This window comes from Kitasatospora sp. NPDC127067 (assembly GCF_042724755.1).
In the GTDB taxonomy this organism is placed as follows: Bacteria; Actinomycetota; Actinomycetes; order Streptomycetales; family Streptomycetaceae; genus Kitasatospora; species Kitasatospora lactacystinica.
Map to the genome: position 1 here is coordinate 12,434 of NZ_JBHXEM010000105.1, position 19,343 is coordinate 31,776.

At 73.0% G+C, this 19,343-nt stretch carries 17 protein-coding genes and 1 tRNA gene; 11 read left to right on the plus strand and 7 right to left on the minus strand.

Features of this window, described 5'->3' with window-relative positions; translation table 11 throughout:
• Positions 1-6: 6 nt before the first annotated feature.
• From ACFWJ4_RS31280 to ACFWJ4_RS31310, 7 genes are all read left to right on the plus strand, one after another.
• Positions 7-1,002, plus strand: a complete 996-nt coding sequence (locus ACFWJ4_RS31280) for a DNA cytosine methyltransferase (protein ID WP_380549944.1) — start codon at positions 7-9, stop codon at positions 1,000-1,002.
• Between the two features lie 15 nt (positions 1,003-1,017).
• Positions 1,018-1,200, plus strand: coding sequence for a hypothetical protein (locus ACFWJ4_RS31285; protein ID WP_380549947.1), 183 nt, complete (start codon positions 1,018-1,020; stop codon positions 1,198-1,200).
• Between the two features lie 91 nt (positions 1,201-1,291).
• The gene (locus ACFWJ4_RS31290; protein WP_380549950.1) at positions 1,292-1,930 is read left to right on the plus strand and encodes a GGDEF domain-containing protein; all 639 of its coding nucleotides are present in this window, start codon (positions 1,292-1,294) and stop codon (positions 1,928-1,930) included.
• A 230-nt stretch (positions 1,931-2,160) separates the two neighbouring features.
• Complete coding sequence (locus tag ACFWJ4_RS31295; RefSeq protein WP_380549952.1) at positions 2,161-3,015, plus strand: bifunctional DNA primase/polymerase; 855 nt, start codon at positions 2,161-2,163, stop codon at positions 3,013-3,015.
• 2 nt (positions 3,016-3,017) lie between these two features.
• A complete protein-coding gene (locus ACFWJ4_RS31300; RefSeq protein WP_380549955.1) occupies positions 3,018-4,493 on the plus strand; it encodes an ATP-binding protein in 1,476 nt (491 codons plus the stop codon).
• A gap of 434 nt (positions 4,494-4,927) precedes the next feature.
• Positions 4,928-5,119 carry a helix-turn-helix domain-containing protein gene (locus ACFWJ4_RS31305; RefSeq protein ID WP_380549958.1) on the plus strand — a complete coding sequence of 64 codons (192 nt, stop codon included), beginning with the start codon at positions 4,928-4,930 and terminating at the stop codon, positions 5,117-5,119.
• On the plus strand, positions 5,119-6,261 hold the full coding sequence (locus tag ACFWJ4_RS31310; protein WP_380549961.1) for a tyrosine-type recombinase/integrase: 1,143 nt from the start codon (positions 5,119-5,121) through the stop codon (positions 6,259-6,261). Before ACFWJ4_RS31305 ends, ACFWJ4_RS31310 begins: the two co-directional genes overlap by 1 nt.
• 68 nt (positions 6,262-6,329) lie before the next feature.
• Here ACFWJ4_RS31310 and ACFWJ4_RS31315 read toward each other — a convergent pair.
• A tRNA-Val gene (locus tag ACFWJ4_RS31315) sits at positions 6,330-6,404 on the minus strand.
• 173 nt (positions 6,405-6,577) lie between these two features.
• Between ACFWJ4_RS31315 and ACFWJ4_RS31320 the strand changes: the two genes are divergently transcribed.
• Together ACFWJ4_RS31320 and ACFWJ4_RS31325 are read left to right on the plus strand one after the other, a co-directional pair.
• Complete coding sequence (locus ACFWJ4_RS31320; RefSeq protein ID WP_380549964.1) at positions 6,578-7,987, plus strand: hypothetical protein; 1,410 nt, start codon at positions 6,578-6,580, stop codon at positions 7,985-7,987.
• 86 nt (positions 7,988-8,073) lie between these two features.
• Positions 8,074-8,292 (plus strand): zinc ribbon domain-containing protein, encoded by a 219-nt coding sequence (locus ACFWJ4_RS31325; protein ID WP_359914456.1) that lies wholly within the window; start codon positions 8,074-8,076, stop codon positions 8,290-8,292.
• 16 nt (positions 8,293-8,308) lie between these two features.
• Here the strand turns inward: ACFWJ4_RS31325 and ACFWJ4_RS31330 are convergent, their stop codons facing one another.
• From ACFWJ4_RS31330 to ACFWJ4_RS31340, 3 genes are all read right to left on the minus strand, one after another.
• On the minus strand, positions 8,309-9,142 hold the full coding sequence (locus ACFWJ4_RS31330) for an HAD family hydrolase (protein WP_380353462.1): 834 nt from the start codon (positions 9,140-9,142) through the stop codon (positions 8,309-8,311).
• Positions 9,142-11,799, minus strand: coding sequence for a phosphoribosyltransferase (locus ACFWJ4_RS31335; RefSeq protein WP_380549968.1), 2,658 nt, complete (start codon positions 11,797-11,799; stop codon positions 9,142-9,144). Before ACFWJ4_RS31335 ends, ACFWJ4_RS31330 begins: the two co-directional genes overlap by 1 nt.
• A 136-nt stretch (positions 11,800-11,935) precedes the next feature.
• Complete coding sequence (locus ACFWJ4_RS31340; RefSeq protein WP_380549971.1) at positions 11,936-13,207, minus strand: HpcH/HpaI aldolase/citrate lyase family protein; 1,272 nt, start codon at positions 13,205-13,207, stop codon at positions 11,936-11,938.
• 356 nt (positions 13,208-13,563) lie between these two features.
• Here ACFWJ4_RS31340 and ACFWJ4_RS31345 point away from each other — a divergent pair, with 356 nt between their 5' ends.
• Complete coding sequence (locus ACFWJ4_RS31345; protein ID WP_380549974.1) at positions 13,564-14,742, plus strand: TerD family protein; 1,179 nt, start codon at positions 13,564-13,566, stop codon at positions 14,740-14,742.
• 169 nt (positions 14,743-14,911) lie between these two features.
• On the opposite strand, the gene ACFWJ4_RS31350 is transcribed toward ACFWJ4_RS31345, so the two are convergent.
• Positions 14,912-15,652, minus strand: a complete 741-nt coding sequence (locus tag ACFWJ4_RS31350) for a Tellurium resistance (protein WP_380549977.1) — start codon at positions 15,650-15,652, stop codon at positions 14,912-14,914.
• Between the two features lie 340 nt (positions 15,653-15,992).
• Here ACFWJ4_RS31350 and ACFWJ4_RS31355 point away from each other — a divergent pair, with 340 nt between their 5' ends.
• Positions 15,993-17,156 carry a DUF2637 domain-containing protein gene (locus ACFWJ4_RS31355; protein WP_380549980.1) on the plus strand — a complete coding sequence of 388 codons (1,164 nt, stop codon included), beginning with the start codon at positions 15,993-15,995 and terminating at the stop codon, positions 17,154-17,156.
• Positions 17,157-17,264: 108 nt separating this feature from the next.
• Here ACFWJ4_RS31355 and ACFWJ4_RS31360 read toward each other — a convergent pair whose 3' ends face one another.
• Complete coding sequence (locus ACFWJ4_RS31360; protein ID WP_380549982.1) at positions 17,265-18,359, minus strand: DUF475 domain-containing protein; 1,095 nt, start codon at positions 18,357-18,359, stop codon at positions 17,265-17,267.
• 147 nt (positions 18,360-18,506) lie between these two features.
• Positions 18,507-19,085 (minus strand): TerD family protein, encoded by a 579-nt coding sequence (locus ACFWJ4_RS31365; RefSeq protein WP_359914478.1) that lies wholly within the window; start codon positions 19,083-19,085, stop codon positions 18,507-18,509.
• Positions 19,086-19,343: the final 258 nt, after the last annotated feature.

Below are 19,343 nucleotides of genomic sequence, written 5' to 3' on the forward strand. Positions count from 1 at the left end.
GCCCACATGCACAGTGACTACGACCACTCCCGAACGCTGCTGGCCGTCGACCTGTTCGCCGGGGTCGGTGGACTCGACCTTCCCTCACGGGAGTTGGGGCTGGCGGTGATCGGGGTCGAGCGGAGCCCGGACGCGTGCGCCACGCGCCGCGCGGCCGGTCTCCAGACGATCGAGGGCGACGTGCGCGACTACGGGCCCGCCGATTTCCCCACCGCCACGCTCCTGCTCGGCGGCCCGCCCTGCCAACCGTTCAGCGCCGCCGGGACCGGCGCCGGACGCCGAGCGCTCGGTGACATCGTCGCCCTCGCGCACCGGCTGGCCGAGCGGCAGGCCGTAGCCCGGCACGGCCACAACGGCGTGGACGACCTGATCCGGCTCGTCCTGGAACCCCTGCGCTGGGCGCTGGACGCCCTCGACGCCGGGCGGCCGTACGAGGCCATCCTGTTGGAGCAGGTACCGGCCGTCCTGCCCGTCTGGCAGACCTACGCCGCGATCCTGCGGGCCGAGGGCTACAGCGCCGTCGCCGGGGTCGTGCGGGCGGAGCAGTACGGCGTGCCGCAGACCCGCAAGCGGGCCGTCCTCATCGCCCGCCGCACCGGCACCGCCGCCCTACCGGCACCCACCCACCGGCCCTACACCAAGGGCACGCCCCGCACGGCCGGTGACCCGACCCTGTTGCCGTGGACGGCGATGGGAGACGCCCTGCCCGAGCGAGGCCCGTTCACCGTCGTCTCCAACTACGGCACCGGCGGCGACCCGAAGGCCCGCGGACGGCGCACCAGCGGCGAGCCGTCAGCCACTGTCACCGGCAAGGTCAGCCGGGTGCGCGTGCTCTCCGCCGACGACACCGAGAGCCGTTTCACCTGGGCCGAGGCCGGTGCCCTGCAGTCCTTCCCCGCCGACCACCCGTGGTCCGGCCGCGACATCGGCCAGCAGATCGGCAACGCCGTCCCACCCCTGCTCGCCCGCCACCTCATCACTGCCGCCCTCAAAGGCTCCTGACGAAAGGCCGCGCCCGTGTGCGACCACGACTACGACGAGTACGACCCCGAGGAATCCGAGGACTGGCAGCCGGGCGAGTGCGACCACTGCACCGGCGGCGAGCCCATCGAAAGCCCGCTCGGGCTCCTGTACTGCGCCTGCTGGATCGGGCAGGGCGCCGACCCCGAGAACTGCGTCTGCGGCCCCGACGAGGACTGACAGCAGGAAACCCCAGGGCGGCCGATGGCCTGCAAGCAAACCGGCCGCCCCGGGTCCCTGAACCGGCACAACCGAATCAGGAGACACCAGCATGGACCCCAACCGTCTCGCCCCGCAGCACCTTCACGCCATTGCCGCCGCCGCGCTGCCGCTCGCCGCATGGGGCGTCCACGCCGCCCTCATGCGCCGGCGCCTCGACCGCGCCCGCCGCGACCCGCTCACCGGCCTGCTTACCCGCGACGGCTTCACCATCGCAGCCACCCGCCTGCTCCACCAGCCCGACACCGGTGTCGTCGTCATCGACCTCGACGGGTTCAAGCAGATCAACGACACCCACGGCCACGCCGCCGGAGACGCCGTCCTCTCCCACGCCGCCCGCGCCCTCACCGAATGGGCCGGGGACCACGGCGTCGCCGCGCGACTCGGCGGCGACGAGTTCGCCGTCGTCCGCCCTTTCGAACCCGCTTGGGTCCCGGTGCGGATGGGCCACCTCGCCGGTGCGTTCGCCCGCCCGGCGCAGTGGCAGGGCCACTCCCTGCACTACGGGGCGTCCGCTGGCCTCGCCCGCGCCGCCGACCTGCCCGGCCGCACCCTCGAAACGGTCCTCGCCGCCGCCGACGCCGCGATGTACCAGGCCAAGCGCAACGGCGGCGGCTGGCACCAGCACACCCCCAGCACCGACCTCGCCACCGCGGACCGCCGCTGGCGCCGCACCCGCACCGCCGCCTGAACCCTGGCCGATGGCCGCCCTCGACTGGCGCGACGCCCGCCACTACGACCGCACCGGTGACCGCCCATGCCGCTGGTGCGGTCGCCCCACCCCGCTCAGGGACGACCAGCGCAGGCCCTCTCACAAGGTCTGCGCCGAGAACGCGATGAACGACGACGGCGGCCCTCTCCCGACAAGAAGCGGGGCCGCCGTCAATCCAGATCCGTCGTAGAGAACTGGAGGCATCCAGCATGACCCAACCGACCAGGATCCGGGCAGAGCGCCTGCCCACCGCGCTCGCCTTGGCAGCCGACGGCGTGCCCGTGCTGCCGCTGCGGGCCGGGAAAGTGCCGTTCGGCAACTGCCCGGGCTGCGTCGACAACGCTTGCGGCGGCCGGCCGAACATGAAGACTCCCGGGCCCTGCCACTGCCCGAAGCCGTGCCACGGCTGGGCCGCCGCCACCACCAACTCCGACGTCCTCAACTCGCCCGCGTGGGCGCGGGTGTGGCGCGAGGCGGCGGCGGTGGCCTACCACCCCGGCGGCGCCGGGGTGACCGTCGTGGACCTGGACAACGCGGAAGCCATCGTGTGGGCCCGCGAGGCGCTGCCCGCCACCCGGACCGTGCGCACCACCCGGGGCGAACACTGGATCTACCAGGGCACCATGGCCTCCGCCAACGCGGTGCGGCCCGGCGTCGACATCAAGTCGCTGATGTCCTACGCCCGGTGGCTCGGCCCCGGGACCGGCCCTCTCACCGCGCTGCCTGACGTCGTCCGCGCCCTGACCGTGAAGGAGCCCGCCGTCGTTCGGCCGGCGTTCGTCGCGGTGCCCGCGCCGGCCGCGGGCGGGACGTGCCCCCACCGCAGGCCGGCCTTCCTGGAACGCGGCATCGCCATGGCCGAGCAGCGCATCACGGAGGCGTCCAGCGCGGTTCACGCCACCGTGTTCGCGACGTTCCTCGCGGTGCTCTCGACGCACGGGCGGTGCGGCTGCCTGACCGAGGCGCACACCGCGCGGCTCTTCACCGCCGCGCAGGCCAAGGGCGAATCGCCCCGGCACTGCGCCGACGCATGGGCCAACGCCCTCACCCAGTTGGGGATGTAGCCGTGGCCGAGGACGAGAAGACCCCCGCACGCGAGGTCATCGCCGACTACGCCAGCCGGTACTTCCGGTACTTCCGCACCGCCGACGGCACCGTCTACGCCCAGCGCACCGGCCACCCGGTGGCCCGGCCGATCCGCTCCCAGGGCACGACCGGCAGCCACCGCCAGGAACTCATGGTCGGCCTGTACCGGGACGGCGTCGGCGTGTTCAACGGGACCGCGATCAAGGAGGCGCTGGACCTGATCGAGGCGCTGGCGCTGACCGAAGACGTGCAGCCCGTCCACATCCGCGTCGCCCCGGGGTTCGACGGGGCGACGTGGCTCGACCTGGGGCGTGCCGACGGGCGGTCCGTGCGCATCCGCCCCACCGGCTGGGACATCACCGTTCCGGACCCGCGTGAGGTCTGCTGGCGGCGCACCCAGCTCACCGGGGAACTGCCGCTGCCGGTCAAGGACACCGACGGCAAGGGCATCGACGCGCTGTTGCGGCTGTGCAACTTCACCGACGCCCAGACCGAGTCCTTGGCCATCGCCTGGTTGATCGGTTGCCTGGGGCCCGGGGTTCCCGTCCCCGCGCCGTTCCTCACCGGCCCGCAGGGGGCGGGCAAGTCGACGGCCGGCCGGATGCTGGTGCGGGTCATCGAGGGGATGAGCGGTGACCTGCGCCGGGCGCCAAAGGACGAGGAGAACCTGGTCGCCGCCGTCGCGGCCGGATGGGTCACCGCCCTGGACAACCTCTCCCACATGACCCCGGACCTGTCCGACGCCATGTGCTGCATCGTGACCGGTATCGAGTCCGTCAAGCGCGCCCTGTTCACCGACGGGGACGTCCACCGCTCCTCCTACCGCCGACCCCTGCTCCTGACCGGCATCGACGTCGGCGTTATCCGCCCCGACCTCGCCGAGCGCCTGCTGCCGCTGCGGCTGGAGCGGCCGAAGGTGAGGCGCACCGAGGCGGAGCTGTGGGCGGAGTACGCCGAGGTGCTGCCCGTCATCCTCGGGTCGCTGCTCGACCTCACGGTCACGGTCCGCGCGGCCACGGCGGAGACCCCGACCGATCTGAGGATGGCGGACTTCGCCCATCTGTGCGCGCAGCTCGACGCCGCGACCGGGTTCGGGGTGCTCCCGGTCTACCGGGCAAGCCTGAACGACCTAAACGACGACGTCATCGAGGGCGACCTGCTCGCGCAGACCGTCCTCAAGCATGCCGAGACCATCGAGCCCGGCGGCGCGCAGCGCATGACGTCCACCGAGTGGCTGGCGTGCCTGGGCCGCCTCTACAGCGGCGACGAGCTGCGTTCCCTGCCCAAGGGGTGGCCGACCACCGGCAAGGTGCTCTCCGACCGTCTCAAGCGCCTTCAGCCCACGTTGGCGTCCCGGGGTGTCCTCATCGACACCGGCCGCACGAAGGAGGGCCGCTACCTCGAAATGACCCGCCCGGCCGTCCCGCCCCCGCACGAACAGCCCCCGCTGGTCTGACCGGGCCTCACCGCACAACGGCAAGAAGAGCACCGGCGGACGGGTGCTCCTCTTGCTGTTCGGCGCAGCCGCCCAAAGGTCGCGCCGCGAAGCGGCTCCTTCTTCACGCCCTGAGGACACAGAACCACAAGCATCACTCCCTTCTTTTTCCTAAGTAGGGAAGTTCTGCGTCACCTGCGTCACCCGGCCCGGAAAACGGCTCCTGACCTGCGCCGGAGCCGGTGACGCAGACGGCGACCGCTGCGTCATCCTTCGTCACCTGCGTCACCAGATGACGCAGCCCATGACGCAGCGATGACGCAGCCACGACCATCGCGTCACCCAAACCCGCAGGTCAGAGGCCCAAATGACGCTGATGACGCGGTGACGCAGAAATCCCCACCTCGGACAACCACGCGCCGCGCCAAACCCCCACCACCGCCCAGGGAGCACGCATGACCACCACCACCCCTGTGGCCCTGACCGTCCCGGAGGTCATGGCCGCACTCCGGATGAGCCGCAGCAAGGTCTACGACCTCATCCGCGCCAAGACGCTCGTCAGCTTCACCGAAGGCCGCTGTCGGCGGATCGCCGTCGACAGCCTCGCCGAATACCTCCGCACCAAGACCGAGGAGAACCGCCCCTGATGGCCCGAAAGAACCCGAACGGCGCCGGCAGCATCTGGCAGCGCAAGGACGGACGTTACGAGGGGCGCGTGTACGTCCCGCAGCCCGACGGCACCCGCAAGCGCAAGACCGTCTACGGCGACACCTGGGAGGAGTGCGACGCCAAGCGCCAGGAGTTGGTGAAGCGCGCCCGGGACGGCGTCCCCACCCCGACCCGCTCGCAGAAGCTCTCCGAATGGCTCCCCTACTGGCTGGAGGAGTTCATCCGGCCGCAGCGCAAGAAGACGACGTACGCCAAGTACGAGACCCACGTCAGGCGTTACCTGATCCCGAACATCGGGACCAAGCGCCTGGAGTCGCTGAGCGTCCCCGACGTGCGCCGCCTCGTCAACGTTGTGACACGGGACGCATCCGCCGCGACGGCGAAGGAGTCGCACCGCGTGCTTCGTACGGCCCTGACGGCGGCCTGCCGCGAAGAACTGATCACCCGGAACGTGGCCACCCTGGTCCCGGCCCCGCGCGTGGAGGTGCGCGAGATGAAGACGTGGACGCTGGACGAGACGGTCACGTTCCTGGAGGCGGCCCGCCCCGACCCGCTGTACACCGCGTTCGTCCTGGCCATCACGCTGGGCCTGCGGCGTGGCGAGGTCCTGGGCCTGCGTTGGAGTGACATCGACCTGGACGGCCGCAAGCTCACCGTTCGGACCCAGCTCCAGCGCGTACAGAAGGAGCTCTACGCCGACAGCACGAAGAACCGCCGGACGCGGGCGATCCCGCTGCCGGCCATGTGCATCGCGCCGCTGCGGTGGCGGCGGTTCCAGCAGGCGAAGCAGCGGGAGGACGCCGGCCGGGAGTGGGAGGACACCGGGTACGTGTTCAGCACCCGGACCGGTCGGCCGATCGAGCCGCGGAACCTCAGCCGGTCCTTCGAGCGGATCGGGGCCGACGCCGGTCTGCCGCGCATCCGACTGCACGACACGCGGCACGGCTGCGCGACGATCCTCTTCGCCGCCGGGGTCGCGCCGCGGGTGGTGATGGAGATCCTGGGGCACTCCCAGATCGCCGTGACGATGAACGTCTACACGCACGTGTCGGAGGAGACCCGGCGCGAGGCTCTCGGGCACATGGACCGCTTGCTCAAGAGGCGCCGCAAGACCGACTGACATCAGCGGTTGCCGTCAAGCAGTGCAGTCAAAAGGCCCGCAGCATGATTGCTGCGGGCCTTTTGTGCTGGTGGGCGCGGACGGTTTCGAACCGCCGACATCTGCTTTGTAAGAGCAGCGCTCTACCACTGAGCTACGCGCCCCCTGCCGTATGCCCGGTGGGCGTACGACGAGTGCCTAGGGTACCTGGTCCCGGGAGGTGGTGTGGGCCGGGTGCCCGGTGGGGTGGCGGGTGGGCGGGGGTGCGGCGGGGTGCGGGGCCGTGAGGTGGATGGGGTGGGAGGGGGTGCCGGGCCGGTGGGGGGGATCGGGGAGAATGGAGGCCGGATCAGCGGGTCGGAGCAGGGAGCGCGCAGTGGCGGTGGCCGGCGGGAGCGGGCGGGGGCGGCGTCGGGCGGGGAGTGCGCTGGCCGACGCGTTGGTGTTGCCGGTGGTGCTGGCGGGTGCGCTGGGGGCGGTCGGGCTGGCCTCGGCCGGGACCGGCGGCTGGTGGGGCCGGCGCGGCGGCGGTGAGGGCGGACGGGCACAGGCCCGGGAGGCCCGGGCGGCGGCCCAGGAGGCGTTCTACGAGCTGGAGGAGACCCAGCGCGAGGTGCAGCTCGCGGTGGAGACGGTCCGCGCGGCGGAGGAGGGCCAGGCGGCGCAGCGCGCGCTGGCCGACCTGGCGGCGATCTCCGGCCGGGTCGACCAGGTCACCGTGAACTACCTCGCCGCGCTCGACGCCCACAACCTGGACAGCGAGACCCTGGACGCGGGCACGGCCGCGCAGGCCAAGCGCCAGTTGGAGGACGTGAAGGGCCAGCTGGGCTCGGCCCGGGCGGAGCTGAACGACTTCCTGCGCCGGCTGCAGCCGACCGTCCAGCACGCCGAGCAGCAGCTGATGCGGGTCACCCCGGCGGTCGAGCAGGCCAAGCGCGCGCTGCTCGCGGCCACCACCGCGCTGGACGAGGCGCGCGGCGCCGGCCTGCGGGCGGACGACCTGGCGGCCCGGCTGGCCGAGCTGGCGCCCGAGCTCGGCCGGCTGAACGAGGGCCCGGCCCGGCACGGGGTCGCGGACACCCTGCGTCGCGCGGACGACGTGAAGCACCGCGCCGAGGCGATCGCCGCCGACGCCGGGCAGTTGCCGGAGCGGGCGCGGGAGATCGACCGGCGGGTGGCGAGCCTGCGGACCCGCATCCAGGCGCTGGAGACCAAGGCCGCGACGGTCGAGCCCGCGCTGAGCGAGCTGCGCCGCCGGTTCAGCACCGCCTGCTGGCAGGACCTCCAGCGGGTGTCGGACCAGGTCGCGGAGACCGGCCGCGCCGCCGAGCGCAAGCTCGCCGAGGCCGCCCGGGCGCGGGACGAGCAGCGCTGGGCGGACGCCACCGCCGCGATCGGGACGGTCCGCGCGCTGCTGGAGACCGCCGACGGCTCGGTGTCCGCGGTGAACGACCGGCTGCGGCAGCTGAACGAGGTGCAGCACGACCCCAACCGGGAGATCGAGCGTGCCCGTTTCGCGATCCGGGACGCGCAGCGGCTGGCGATGGCCGGGCGCAGCGCGCCGGACCCGCGGCACGCCGCCCCGCTGGACGAGGCGGTGGCCCGGCTGGACCGCGCGGTGGCCGCGCTGGAGGCGGCGGGCCGGCACCCCGACTACTGGCACTTCCTGACCGAGCTCGCGGGCGTGCGGGACACGGCGGCGCGGGTGATCGAGCTGATCCGCGGGGACCTCGGCGGTCACCGGTAGGACCGGGAATGCCGGCGGTCACCGGTAGGACCAGTGGCGCCGGAACAGGGCTCCCGGCAGCCACCTCCGCTGGGTACGCTGCCGGTATGCCACGCTACGACTTCCGCTGCCGCTCCTGCGGCGCCACCTTCGAGCTCCGCCGCCCGATGGCCCAGGCCAACGACCCCGCCGTCTGCCCGCAGGGCCACGAGGACACCGTGAAGCTGCTGTCCACCGTCGCCGTCACGGGTGGCGCGGCCGCCGCCCAGCAGGCCCCCGCCGCCGGGGGCGGGGGCGGTTGCTGCGGGGGCGGTTGCTGCGGCTGACCGGGGCCGGTCCCGGTCAGACCCCGACCGGCAGGGCGGACGCTCCGGCGAGGAACCGCCGGACGATCTCCTCCCCCGCCGTCACCCCCACCTCCGTCAGGGCGGTGACGCCGGGGGCCGTCCAGCCGCTGTCGGCGAGTTCGCCGTGTCCCGGGCGCCAGCCCGCGTCCGCCGCGAGCAGCAGGTCCGCGTCGAGCAGTGAGTCCCCGGCCGCCAGCACCGTGTCAGCGCCGGCGCGCCGGACGACCTCGGCCAGCGCGGCGCTCTTGGTGAGCGGCGCGGGCACCGCGTACACCTTGCGCCCCTGCAGGGAGACCGTCCAGCCGCGTTCGGCGCACCAGCCGGTCAGCTCGTCGAGCCAGCCCTCGGGCAGCGCGGCGCGCTCGACCACCAGGTAGGCGAACAGCTCGTCGGCGACCCGCCGCTTGTGCGTCCACTCCGGGTCGGCGCAGAGGGCGAGCCGCCGAGTCACCTCCTCCAGCGGGGCCGAGCCGGCCGCGATCCGCGTGGTGATCTCGGCCCGCCAGTCGCGGTCCGGCACGCCGTCCACCAGCAGTTGCCCGCCGTTGGCGCAGATCGCGTACGCGGGGACCCAGTCCGGCGTCGGGCCGGGCAGGTTGACCCGCCCGTACTGCTCCGGTGTCCGGGTGGTGGCCGGGACGAAGCAGACCTCCCGGGCGAGGTCGGCGAGCAGCCCGGCGGCCCGCTCGGTCATGAAGGACAGCGGCCGCCCCTGGTACACCTCGACGCAGAGCAGCCGCGGCGCGAGCCGGTCGGGCTCGGCCAGGGCCATGGCCCGTTCGGAGTAGATCAGCGTCCGGTCGAGGTCGCTGGCCACCAGAACACCCATCAGGAATCCCTCCCCGTAGTCTCGGTCGCGACGCGCCCATCGGTGAAGGCACGCCGGTCGGTCGCGGCACTCCGGTCGGTCACGGCACTCCCGTCGGCGCCGGGGCGCACGTCGGTAACGGCACGCCCGTCGCCCCCGGTCGCCCCGCGGCTGTAGCGGGGGTGGATCAGGCCGACGCAGGTGTACGGCAGGCCGTCCACCTCCTCGACCTCGACTCCGCGCTGGGCGGCGAGCAGCCGGACGTGGTCGAGGTCCGCGCCGGCGCCGCGCCGGGCGAGGATCCGCCAGGGGACGCGCCGCAGCAGCACCCGCGTCGTCTCGCCGACGCCGGGCTTGACCAGGTTGACGTTGTCGATGCCGTACTCGGCACTGATCCGCTCGACCGCGGCCCAGCCGGCCCAGTCGGGCTTCCGCCGCGGGTCGTCGGCGAGCCGGCCGGCGCCCTCGGCCACCGCGGCACGGACCTCGCCGAAGCGGGCGGCCACCGCGTCCAGGAAGGCCGCCGAGACGTCGCTCCCGGCCAGTTCGGCGTAGTGCTTGGCGCCGTGGAAGTCGTCCGGCCCGATCAGCCCGGCCCGCAGCACGGTGCGCGAGACCAGCCCGGAGACGGTGGAGTTGAGGCAGGCGGACGGGATCAGGAAGTCGTCCCGGGTGCCGTACGTCCGCACGCAGCGGCCCGGGTCGGCCAGCACCGCGAGGTCCGGGTCGAAGTCGGTGCCGGCCAGCGCGCCGGCCAGTTCACGGGTGATCGCGCCCTTGCCGGTCCAGCCGTCGACGAACACCACGTCCTGCGCGCGGTGGTGGGCCGCCAGGTACCGCAGCGCGACCGGGTCGATGCCGCGGCCGCGCACGATCGAGACGGCGTAGTGCGGGACGGACAGGCCGTGCGCGAAGGCCAGCCAGCGCCGGACCAGGATGCCGACGGGCGTGCCGGCGCGGGCCAGCGAGGCGAGCACCAGCCCGGGGCCGCGCTCGCGCAGCAGCGTCTCGGCGACGGTGCCGACGGCGAGCGCGATCCGGGCGGCGGAGCCGCGCAGTGCCTGCTGGAACAGCTCCTGGTACTCGGGGCTGGGCTGGTACTCGACCGGCAGCGACTCGGCGTAGTGCGCGCCGCCGTTCTGGACGGCCTCCTCACGCTCCTCGGTGGGGGCTTCGAGCGCGACCCCGGAGAGGTCCTTGAGCAGCCAGGCCACCTCCTCGGCCGGGTACGAGGAGAACCCCGGCCCGTACAGCGGCACGGGCAGCGACGGCACGGGCAGCGACGGCGACGGCGACAGCGACAGCGACAGCGAAACGGACCGCGGAACGGGCCCAGCCGTCGCGGCACCCCCGGCCACCGGCCGGTGCGAGGGCAGCACGGCGAGCACCACCCGGTCGGTCACCTGCCGCAGCTGGCCGAGCAGCGCCCGCTCGCCCTCGTGCAGCGCCGGGGTGTCGGCCGTGTCGTCCACCACCAGCACCACCGCGTCGAAGCGCCGCGCCGGGTCGCTGCCGGGGGCGACGTTGTACGCGTAGCGCTCGGGCGAGCCGCCGTCCTGCGGGTCGTCGTGGGCGGGGAAGGCGAGCCGGGTGCGGATGGCGTAGCCGGGGTCGTCCACCGCCAGGACGGGCGAGCGGGTGGTGGTGGAGAACCGGACGCGGTTGCCGCCGAGCCGTTCGTCGAGGGCGTCGGCCAGGCGCAGCGGCGCGTACATCAGCTCCTCGAAGCCGAGCACCAGCACCCGCCGTGCCCCTGTGGGCAGGGCCTCGGCCAGCTGTCCGGCGAGTCGGGGCAGTGCGGCGTCCAGCCGGGCGCGGTCGCGGGCGGTGAAGCCGTGCCGGCCGCCGTCCGGGAGTCCGGCGGGCCAGTCCAGCGCGATCCGGGCCAGCGGCGCCGCGGGGGCCGCCGGTGGTGCTTCCTCCGGTGCCGCCCCGGCGATCAGTCGCTCGGCCCGGGCCACGACGTCCTCGGGCAGCTCGACGGTCCCGCTCGCGGTGGCCACCAGGTCCAGCCGGACGCCGAGTTCGGCGGCGGCCTCGTCGAGCCGGCGCCGGTCGGCCGCGGAGCGCAGGTCCACCAGGGCGACCACCACGTAGTGGCCGCGGGGGTGGCGGGCGTGCAGGTCGCGGATGGTGTTGAGCACCGTGCGGCCGGTGGAGAACTCGTCGTCCACCAGCACCAGCGGCCCGTCCCCGGCGAGGAGTGCGGGGTCGGCGGGGAGCAGCAGGTGCGAGGTGGCGTGCGAGTGCTCCTCCTCGAAGCCGCCGACCGGGGCCAGGCCGGGCACCGGTCGGCGGGTGGAGTGCAGATAGGGGGCGTCCAGGCCGTCGGCGACGCTGTGGCCGAGGCCGGTGGCCGTCTCCGCGTAGCCGAGCACGACGGCGCGCGCGGTGGCCGCGGCGCCGAGCAGTTCTCGGACCCGGCGGCCGAGTTCGAGCCCGGTGCCGTGGACCACCGAGGGCCGCTGCGGCACGTGCTTGCCGAGCACGTTGGAGACCAGCAGGTGGGCGCGCTTGGGGTTTCCCGAGCGCAGCGCCAGGCCGACGAGTTCGGGGAGGCGCTCGGATCCGGTCAGCGCGATCCCGGCCCGGTCGGCGACCCAACGGCCGGTCCACGTCTGCGGTGTTGCTGTCACTGCTGGTCCTGCCTTCGATGGTGCGCTGGTGCGTTCGTGCATTGGTGCGTCGGTGCGCTGGTGCGCCGGTTCGTCGGTTCGTCGGTGCGCTGGTTCGTCGGTGCCCGCCGCTCACGGATCCGTCATATCCCCGCCGGGGGAACCGGAGGGAACGGCTCGGGTTCGGTCGCGGAAACAGTCAGCCGCACAGGCAGGCCGACAGCAGTTCCGCGAAGCTCACGTCCTCCCGGGCCACCCCGAACACCTCCGCCCGCAGCAGCACCCGCTCCGCCCAGGCCCGGTGCGGCCGGGCCTCGTTCATCTTGTTGGTGTACGCCGAGCGCAGTACCCCGCCGCCGTCCTGCTCCTGCCGGAGGATGTCTCGGGCGTCGCAGTACTCCTCGTGCGTGACCACGGAGAGGGCGTGCACGGCCGGCACATGGCTGGGGTGGATGCAGGTCTTGCCGAGCAGGCCGTTGGCCCGGTCGAGTTCGACCTCCCGGATCAGTCCGTCCAGGTCGTGTTCGATGATCCGTCGGCGGACCTCCTCCCCGGAGGCCCGCAGTGCCCCGGCAGCCCCGGCAGCCCCGGCAGCCCCGGCGGCCCCGGCGGTCCCGGCAACCCCGACAGCCCCGGCCGCGGCGGAGACGGACGCCCCGGCGAACGGGGTCCGGCGCAACTGCGGCTTGAACATCCGCTCCTGCACCGGGAAGTACTCCCAGACCGGTCCGGTGACGGTGTACCCGGTGCCGTCCGCCCGGCCGAGCACGTTGACCACGTCCCCGATCACCGACGCGACCAGCGCCACGTCGTACGCGGTGAGGTCGGGTGAGCGCCGCAGGCCGTACGCGGAGCAGAGGTCGGTGACGCCGAGCCGGACGGCGAGCACCCGCTCGCGGTGGCCGGCGAGCAGGTCGGCGATGCCGAAGAGCTGGTCCCGCCTGGTCTCCAGGTGGGCGAGTTCGGGCGACTCCAGGACGGGCATGGCGAACAGCCGCCGCCCGGTCGCGGCCTCGGCGGCGGCCAGCGCGGCCAGGTACTCGCCACCGTTCTCGGGGGTGAACTTCGGCAGCACGAAGCCGCTCAGCAGTTCGACGGCCGGTCCGAGGCGCCGGGCCAGGTCGAGGATCTGGGCGGCAGTGCGGACCCTGATGAAGAGCAGGGGATGGCTCTGTGCACAGGAGGTGAAATCCTTGACCAGGTCATTCAGTTGCTCGACCAGGTTCCGCTCGCCCGCGTCCACCTCGTGGTCGGCGATCGCGTCCTCCAGGCAGAGCACCATCGACACCACGCCCCGACCAGCGAGTTTGCGGATGTCGGCGGCCAGGGCGGGCCGGGTGGCCGGGCTGTAGAGGGTGCCGCCGAGGGCGGTGGCGAGCACCGTCGGCTCGCTCCGCACGTCGAACGGGCGCGGCTGTTCCAGGAAGAGCCGGCCGCGTACGTCCTCGGCGAGGTGGCCGAAATGGCGCAAGGTGCTCTCCTCCAGGAAGTGGACCGGCCCCCGGCCGGTTGCCGACGACACCCTGGTCAACCGGCCGACCGGGCGCCTTGGTTCCCGGGGCGCCTCCGCCGGGCGCCCCTGCGTCGAAACTCCGGGGACCTTTCGACCGCCCATCGTACGGACGGGATCCGGCCGGTCCCGGTTCCCCGGCACTGAACTCCCGGAACATCCCGGTCCACTTGGACGATCATGGGCGGAACGACGACGAACCCCGGAAACGACGGCGGCAAACCTCGGAAAGCGCAAGTCTTGGCAAAGTCCGACCCGGCACGGACCGGTCCGGTCACGTTGTCCGAAGGGGTGGCGAACAGGCAGGATGGTCGGCTATGACGCACGTGATGGCCAAGGGCGCCAACATCGCACTGCCGGCGGCGGTCCGCGCCGTGCTGCGCTGGAGCGCCACGCCCGGTGCGCCGGACGTGGACGCGTCGGCGCTGCTGCTCGGCGCCTCCGGCAAGGTCCGCTCGGACGCCGACTTCGTCTTCTACAACCAGCCCCGCCACCCCTCCGGCCTGGTCCGCCACCTGCCCAAGCAGCAGACCTCCGGCGGCGCCGAGATCATCGACACGGTCGAGGTCGAGCTGGGCAAGCTGCCCGCCGAGGTGGACCGGGTGGTGCTGGCCGGCTCCTCCGAGGGCGGACCGTTCCGCGCGGTGCCGGGGCTGCGCCTGCTGCTCTTCGACGCCACGGCCGGGGAGGGCGTGCCCGCGCTCGCCGAGTTCGAGATCGACGACGCCGAGAACGTCACCGCCCTGGTCGCCGGCGAGCTGTACCGCCGGTCCGGGTCCTGGAAGTTCCGGGCGATCGGCCAGGGCTACACCTCCGGGCTGATCGGTCTCGCCACCGACTTCGGCATCATGGTGGACGACGAGGCGGAGGCCGACCAGGTGCCCGCCCAGGTGCCCGTGTCCACCACCCCGTCCGGCACTCTCGACCCGCGCAGCACCGCGATGCCGGACCCGCGCTCGACCACCCCCGAGCCGGGCACCTTCACGCTGGCCCCGGCCGTCCCGCAGTCGCCGCCGGCCCAGCCGCCCGCCCCGACCCAGCCGCCCGCCCAGCCACCGGCCACCGCCCCGGCCCCGGCCGGCGCCGCGAGCGCCTCGCCCGCACCGGCGACCCCGCCGCCGCCCGCGGCCCCGCCGACCATGCCCCCGCCGCCCACCGCACCCCCGGGCCACCAGCCCGGCACCGGCTACGGCTACCCCCAGCAGACCGGCCCGGCGTACGGCCACCCCCAGCCGCAGCCCGCCGGCGGCTACGGCTACCCGCAGCCGGGCACCGGCCAGCAGCCCTACCAGCAGCAGCCGGGCGGTTACGGCTATCCCCAGCCGAACCAGCCCGTCCCGCCGCAGCAGCAGCGCCCCGCCGGCTACGGCTACCCGCAGCCCGGCACCGGCCAGCAGCCGCCCGTCCCGCCGCAGCCGCCGACGACCCAGCCCCCGGCCTCCACCGGCGAGGAGTTCGCGCTGCCCCCGCAGGGCCCGCAGTTCCAGCCCCGCTGACGCCCACGGCGGGGCCGCCCGACGGCCCCGGCCCCGCCGATACCCGGGCCCGGCCCAGCCCCGCTCGACCCCAGCCCCGGCCCCGCCGTGGAACCGCCGCGGAACCGCCGAGCCGCGGCACCGGCCCGGCACCACCACCGAACCGCCGACCGCCGACCGCCGACCGCCGTCAGTCGCTCTTGTACCCGCGCTGCCACTGCATCCCGAAGCCGTACAGCCGGTCGATGTCCGCCTGGAACCCGTTGACGTACCGAACCTCGCGGCGCACCGTCAGCTGGTTGTCCCCCGAGTTCTCGATCAGCACCACCGCGCAGGAGCGCGCCGCCCGGGCCCGCTCCTCCAGCTTGATCTCGATCCGCGGCCCGGTCTGCGGCACGATCGTGACCACCGCGTGCGACTGCTCGAAGGCCGGCGTGCCGTCGTAGATGTAGACGAAGATCAGCAGCCGCTTGAACTTGTCCTTCTTCTCCAGGTTGACGTACATCGTCTCGCCGGACGGCGCCCCGTACTGGTCGTCGCCGCTGAGCTTGATGTACGGCGCGTTCTGGAGGTCTCCGAAGAGCCCGCCGAGCGGCTGCACCACGCCGGTGCTCCCGTCGGAGAGCTCGTACATGCAGGCCAGGTCGAGGTCGACGTTCGTCGGCTCGGTGCCCTGCGGCGAGTCCGGGTCCTGCGGCCGCAGGATCCGCGGACTGAGGAACCGCTTCACGGACTCCCGGGTGCTCGGCCGGGCGGCGCCTCCGGCGCTCATCGTCCAGTGCAGGTTGACGTAGAGGTACCCGGTGGTGGCGGCCGACCCGGTGATCGCGTGCTGCGGGGCCGACTTGGTGAGTATGACCTTGTGCTGACCGCCGGGGTTGTCGAAGGTGTAGCTCTTGTCCCCGCGCAGGTACTCCCAGATCGAGACCATGCAGTCCTCTCCCCCTGCTCCCGCCAGGCGTTCTGACGGTCCGCCGACCAATGATCGGGCATCGGCCCGGCCGTCGGATACCCAGTCCGTCCCCTCCTCTACCCAACCGGGCCCGACCGGCGGGTCGATTGGCGGGAGGAAGCCGCCCTCCCGTAACATGCCGCCCCTTCGGACGCGATATCGTCTAGCCGCACAGGTGTCCCGTCCGCCCCTGCGCGGGCGCGGCGGGCCCGTCGTGCGGCGACGAACGAACCGTCAGGCAGCTCCCGCTCGGCGGGCCCTGACCGCCTGTGTCGCGCTGTGATCCTGTCCCCTGCGGAAACCCGAGGCCCGACCCGCAATGAACCTGACCTCCATACAGCTGGTCTGGACCGTCGTCGGCGGCGCAGCCCTGCTGTTCGTCGCCGTCCTGATGGCGACGCTGCGATTCAAGAGCTCGAAGAAGGACGAGTCCGGCGACTCCTGGGAGCGCAGCGAGGAGCGCCGTCGGCGCAAGGAGATGATCTACGGCATCTCCTCGTACACGCTGCTGTTCTGCTGCGCCGGTGTCGCGGCCGCCCTCTCCTTCCACGGCCTGGTCGGCTTCGGCAAGGAGAACCTGGGTCTGTCCGGCGGCTGGGAGTACCTCGTCCCGTTCGGCCTGGACGGCGCCGCGATGTTCTGCTCGGTGCTCGCCGTCCGCGAGGCCAGCCACGGTGACGCCGCGCTCGGTTCGCGCCTGCTGGTCTGGGTGTTCGCGATCGCCTCGGCCTGGTTCAACTGGGTGCACGCCCCGCGCGGCGTGTCGCACGACGGCGCCCCGCAGTTCTTCTCCGGCATGTCGATCTCGGCGGCGATCCTGTTCGACCGGGCGCTGAAGCAGACCCGCAAGGCCGCGCTGCGCGAGCAGGGCCTGGTGCCGCGCCCGCTGCCGCAGATCCGCATCGTCCGCTGGCTGCGCGCCCCGCGCGAGACCTACGCGGCCTGGTCGCTGATGCTGCTGGAGAACGTCCGCAGCCTGGACGAGGCGGTCGACGAGGTGCGCGAGGAGCGCCAGGCGAAGCTGGACGCCAAGGCCCGCGCCCGTACGGCCGACCGTCGCGAGCGGGCCGAGCTGAAGGCCATCTCCCGGCAGGGCGGCATGCTCGCCCGGACCCGCGGCGGCCGCCAGGTTCCCGCCCTCACGGCTGCCGGAGACGGCCCGAGCGCTACGGAGCCTGCCCTAGCCGCGGGATCCGACGCCACCACCTCGACCTCGACCTCGCTCCTGTCCGGCGACTCGCCGGAGCCGGCCGCCCTGGACGCCGGCCGCCGCCCCCGCGCCGCCGTCGGCTCCTCGTACTCGTCCTCCTCCTACTCGTCCTCCTCCTACTCCTCGTCCTCGTACTCGTCGTCCTCCTCCGGCACCGGGTCGTCCCGCAGCGGCTCGGCCATCGACCTGACGGCCGACGACGACACCCTGTCGATGCCGAAGCTGGACTCGCTGGAGCGCAAGCTGCGCGCGATCGAGCAGCAGCTCGGCTGACCCCGGCACCCCGCGGCCACGACCGCGGAGCACGAGGAACGGCCGCCCCCGGGAAATCCCGGAGGCGGCCGTTTCGCTTGCCCTGCGGACTACTTTCCGGTGCCCGGGCTACTTTCCGGTGCCGACCAGCTCCGGTTCCTCGTCCGCGCCCTCACGCCGGTTGCGCAGGATCGACGAGCCGAGCGCCAGCCCGATGAAGGCGACGCCGATCAGCCCGGTGACGATCTCCGGGATGTGGTACTTGATCCCGATCAGCAGGATCGCCGCCAGCGCGCCGATCGCGTAGTGCGCGCCGTGCTCCAGGTAGACGTAGTCGTCCAGGGTGCCCTTGCGGACCAGGAAGACGGTCAGCGAGCGGATGTACATCGCGCCGATGCCGAGGCCCAGGGTGATCTGGAAGATGTCGCTGGAGATGGCGAACGCGCCGACCACGCCGTCGAAGGAGAACGAGGCGTCCAGGACCTCCAGGTAGAGGAAGAGGAAGAACGCGGCCTTGCCGCCGACCTGGACGATCGACTTGCCGGCCTTCTCCGCCTCCTCCTCGCGCTCCTCCTCGGCCTCCAGCCCCGACTCGAAGATCGAGGAGAGGCCGTTGACGGCGAGGTAGGTGACCAGGCCGAGGACACCGGCGAGCAGAACGGTTTCCGCGTGCTCCCCGGCGAAGAAGTTGGAGGCGAGCAGCAGGGCGACCAGGGCGACGACGGTGGAGAAGGCCTCCAGCTTGCCGACCTTCTCCAGCGGGCGCTCGATCCAGGCCAGCCAGTTGTAGTCCTTCTCCTCGAAGATGAAGTCGAGGAAGATCATCAGCAGGAAGACGCCGCCGAAGGCCGCGATGGCCGGGTTGGCCGCTTCCAGGTACTGGCCGTAGGTGAGGCCCTCGTAGGTCTTCTCGGAGTGCAGCGCGAGGTCGATGACCGTCGCGGGGCTGAGCTTCGCGGTGAGGCCGACGACCAGCAGCGGGAAGACCAGGCGCATGCCGAAGACCGCGATGAGGACACCGACGGTCAGGAAGATCTTCTGCCAGTACGGGTTCATCCGCTTCAACACCGTGGCGTTGACCACCGCGTTGTCGAACGACAGGGAGATCTCCAGGATGGAGAGGATCAGCACGATGCCGAAGCCTTGGGCTCCCCAGAGCAGTCCGGCCGCGATCAGGCCGATGGCGGTGATCGCGAACGACCAGCCGAATGTGCGGAGGAACACGGGAGTTGGCTACCTTTCGGGTTCTGGCCGTGCCGGGGGCGGCCTCGTCCCCGAGACGTCCTGACCGGGCCCGGCCCGGTCAGGTCACCCCCGCACTGCCCTCTGTTCTCATGATCGGGTCGGGTGCGACAAGTCCGATTTCCGCCTTTACTGTACGTTCACGCCGAAGTCGAGCGCGATGCCACGCAGGCCGGAGGCGTACCCCTGGCCCACTGCGCGGAACTTCCACTCGCCCGCGTAGCGGTACAGCTCACCGAAGATCATCGCGGTCTCGCTGGACGCGTCCTCGGACAGGTCGTAGCGGGCGATCTCCTGGCCGTCGACCGAGTTGACGACCCGGATGTAGGCGTTGCGGACCTGACCGAAGTTCTGGAGCCGCGCCTCGGCCTCGTAGATCGAGACCGCGAAGATCACCTTGTCGGCCTGTGCCGGGACGAGGTCCAGGCTGACCAGGACCACCTCGTCGTCACCCGTTTCGTCGCCGCCGGTGAGGTTGTCGCCCTGGTGCTCCACCGAGCCCTCGGGGCTCTTGAGGTTGTTGTAGAAGACGAAGTACTCGTCACCGAGCACTCGCCCGCCACCGCAGATCAGGGCGCTCGCGTCGAGGTCGAACGGGGCGCCCGTGGTCGAACGGGCGGACCAGCCGAGGCCGATCTGGACCTGCGTCAGGTTCGGCGCGGCCTTGGTGAGCGAGACGTTGCCACCCTTGGCGAGCGTGACCACCATGACGTTCTTCCTCCCTTGCTTCTCCCGGGGCGCCATCCAGGTGTAGTCCCCCGCGGCCCCGGCCGACCGGTTCTGGTCGGCTGAACTTCCTGAACTCACATCCTCGCAGTGCGAGGAACCGCCTCGGCACCGGGCCGGACGAAGCCGGGGCGGGGCCCGGCCGACCCGGGGGGGGGGGGGGCCCCCGGGAGCGGGCGGCCCCCCCCGCCCGCCGGGGGCGGGGCGGGGGGGGGGCGGTGGGCCCCGGAAGAGGGAGGG

What these genes read in the sequence shown, in the direction of transcription:
- ACFWJ4_RS31345 (WP_380549974.1), top strand. Translation starts at nt 13,564, where the DNA reads ATGACGCACGTGATGGCCAAGGGCGCCAACATCGCACTGCCGGCGGCG.
- ACFWJ4_RS31280 (WP_380549944.1), top strand. Translation starts at nt 7, where the DNA reads ATGCACAGTGACTACGACCACTCCCGAACGCTGCTGGCCGTCGACCTG.
- ACFWJ4_RS31325 (WP_359914456.1), top strand. Translation starts at nt 8,074, where the DNA reads ATGCCACGCTACGACTTCCGCTGCCGCTCCTGCGGCGCCACCTTCGAG.
- ACFWJ4_RS31365 (WP_359914478.1), bottom strand. Translation starts at nt 19,085, where the DNA reads ATGGTGGTCACGCTCGCCAAGGGTGGCAACGTCTCGCTCACCAAGGCC.
- ACFWJ4_RS31320 (WP_380549964.1), top strand. Translation starts at nt 6,578, where the DNA reads ATGGAGGCCGGATCAGCGGGTCGGAGCAGGGAGCGCGCAGTGGCGGTG.
- ACFWJ4_RS31305 (WP_380549958.1), top strand. Translation starts at nt 4,928, where the DNA reads ATGACCACCACCACCCCTGTGGCCCTGACCGTCCCGGAGGTCATGGCC.
- ACFWJ4_RS31310 (WP_380549961.1), top strand. Translation starts at nt 5,119, where the DNA reads ATGGCCCGAAAGAACCCGAACGGCGCCGGCAGCATCTGGCAGCGCAAG.
- ACFWJ4_RS31350 (WP_380549977.1), bottom strand. Translation starts at nt 15,652, where the DNA reads ATGGTCTCGATCTGGGAGTACCTGCGCGGGGACAAGAGCTACACCTTC.
- ACFWJ4_RS31330 (WP_380353462.1), bottom strand. Translation starts at nt 9,142, where the DNA reads ATGGGTGTTCTGGTGGCCAGCGACCTCGACCGGACGCTGATCTACTCC.
- ACFWJ4_RS31295 (WP_380549952.1), top strand. Translation starts at nt 2,161, where the DNA reads ATGACCCAACCGACCAGGATCCGGGCAGAGCGCCTGCCCACCGCGCTC.
- ACFWJ4_RS31335 (WP_380549968.1), bottom strand. Translation starts at nt 11,799, where the DNA reads ATGCACGAACGCACCAGCGCACCATCGAAGGCAGGACCAGCAGTGACA.
- ACFWJ4_RS31290 (WP_380549950.1), top strand. Translation starts at nt 1,292, where the DNA reads ATGGACCCCAACCGTCTCGCCCCGCAGCACCTTCACGCCATTGCCGCC.
- ACFWJ4_RS31355 (WP_380549980.1), top strand. Translation starts at nt 15,993, where the DNA reads ATGAACCTGACCTCCATACAGCTGGTCTGGACCGTCGTCGGCGGCGCA.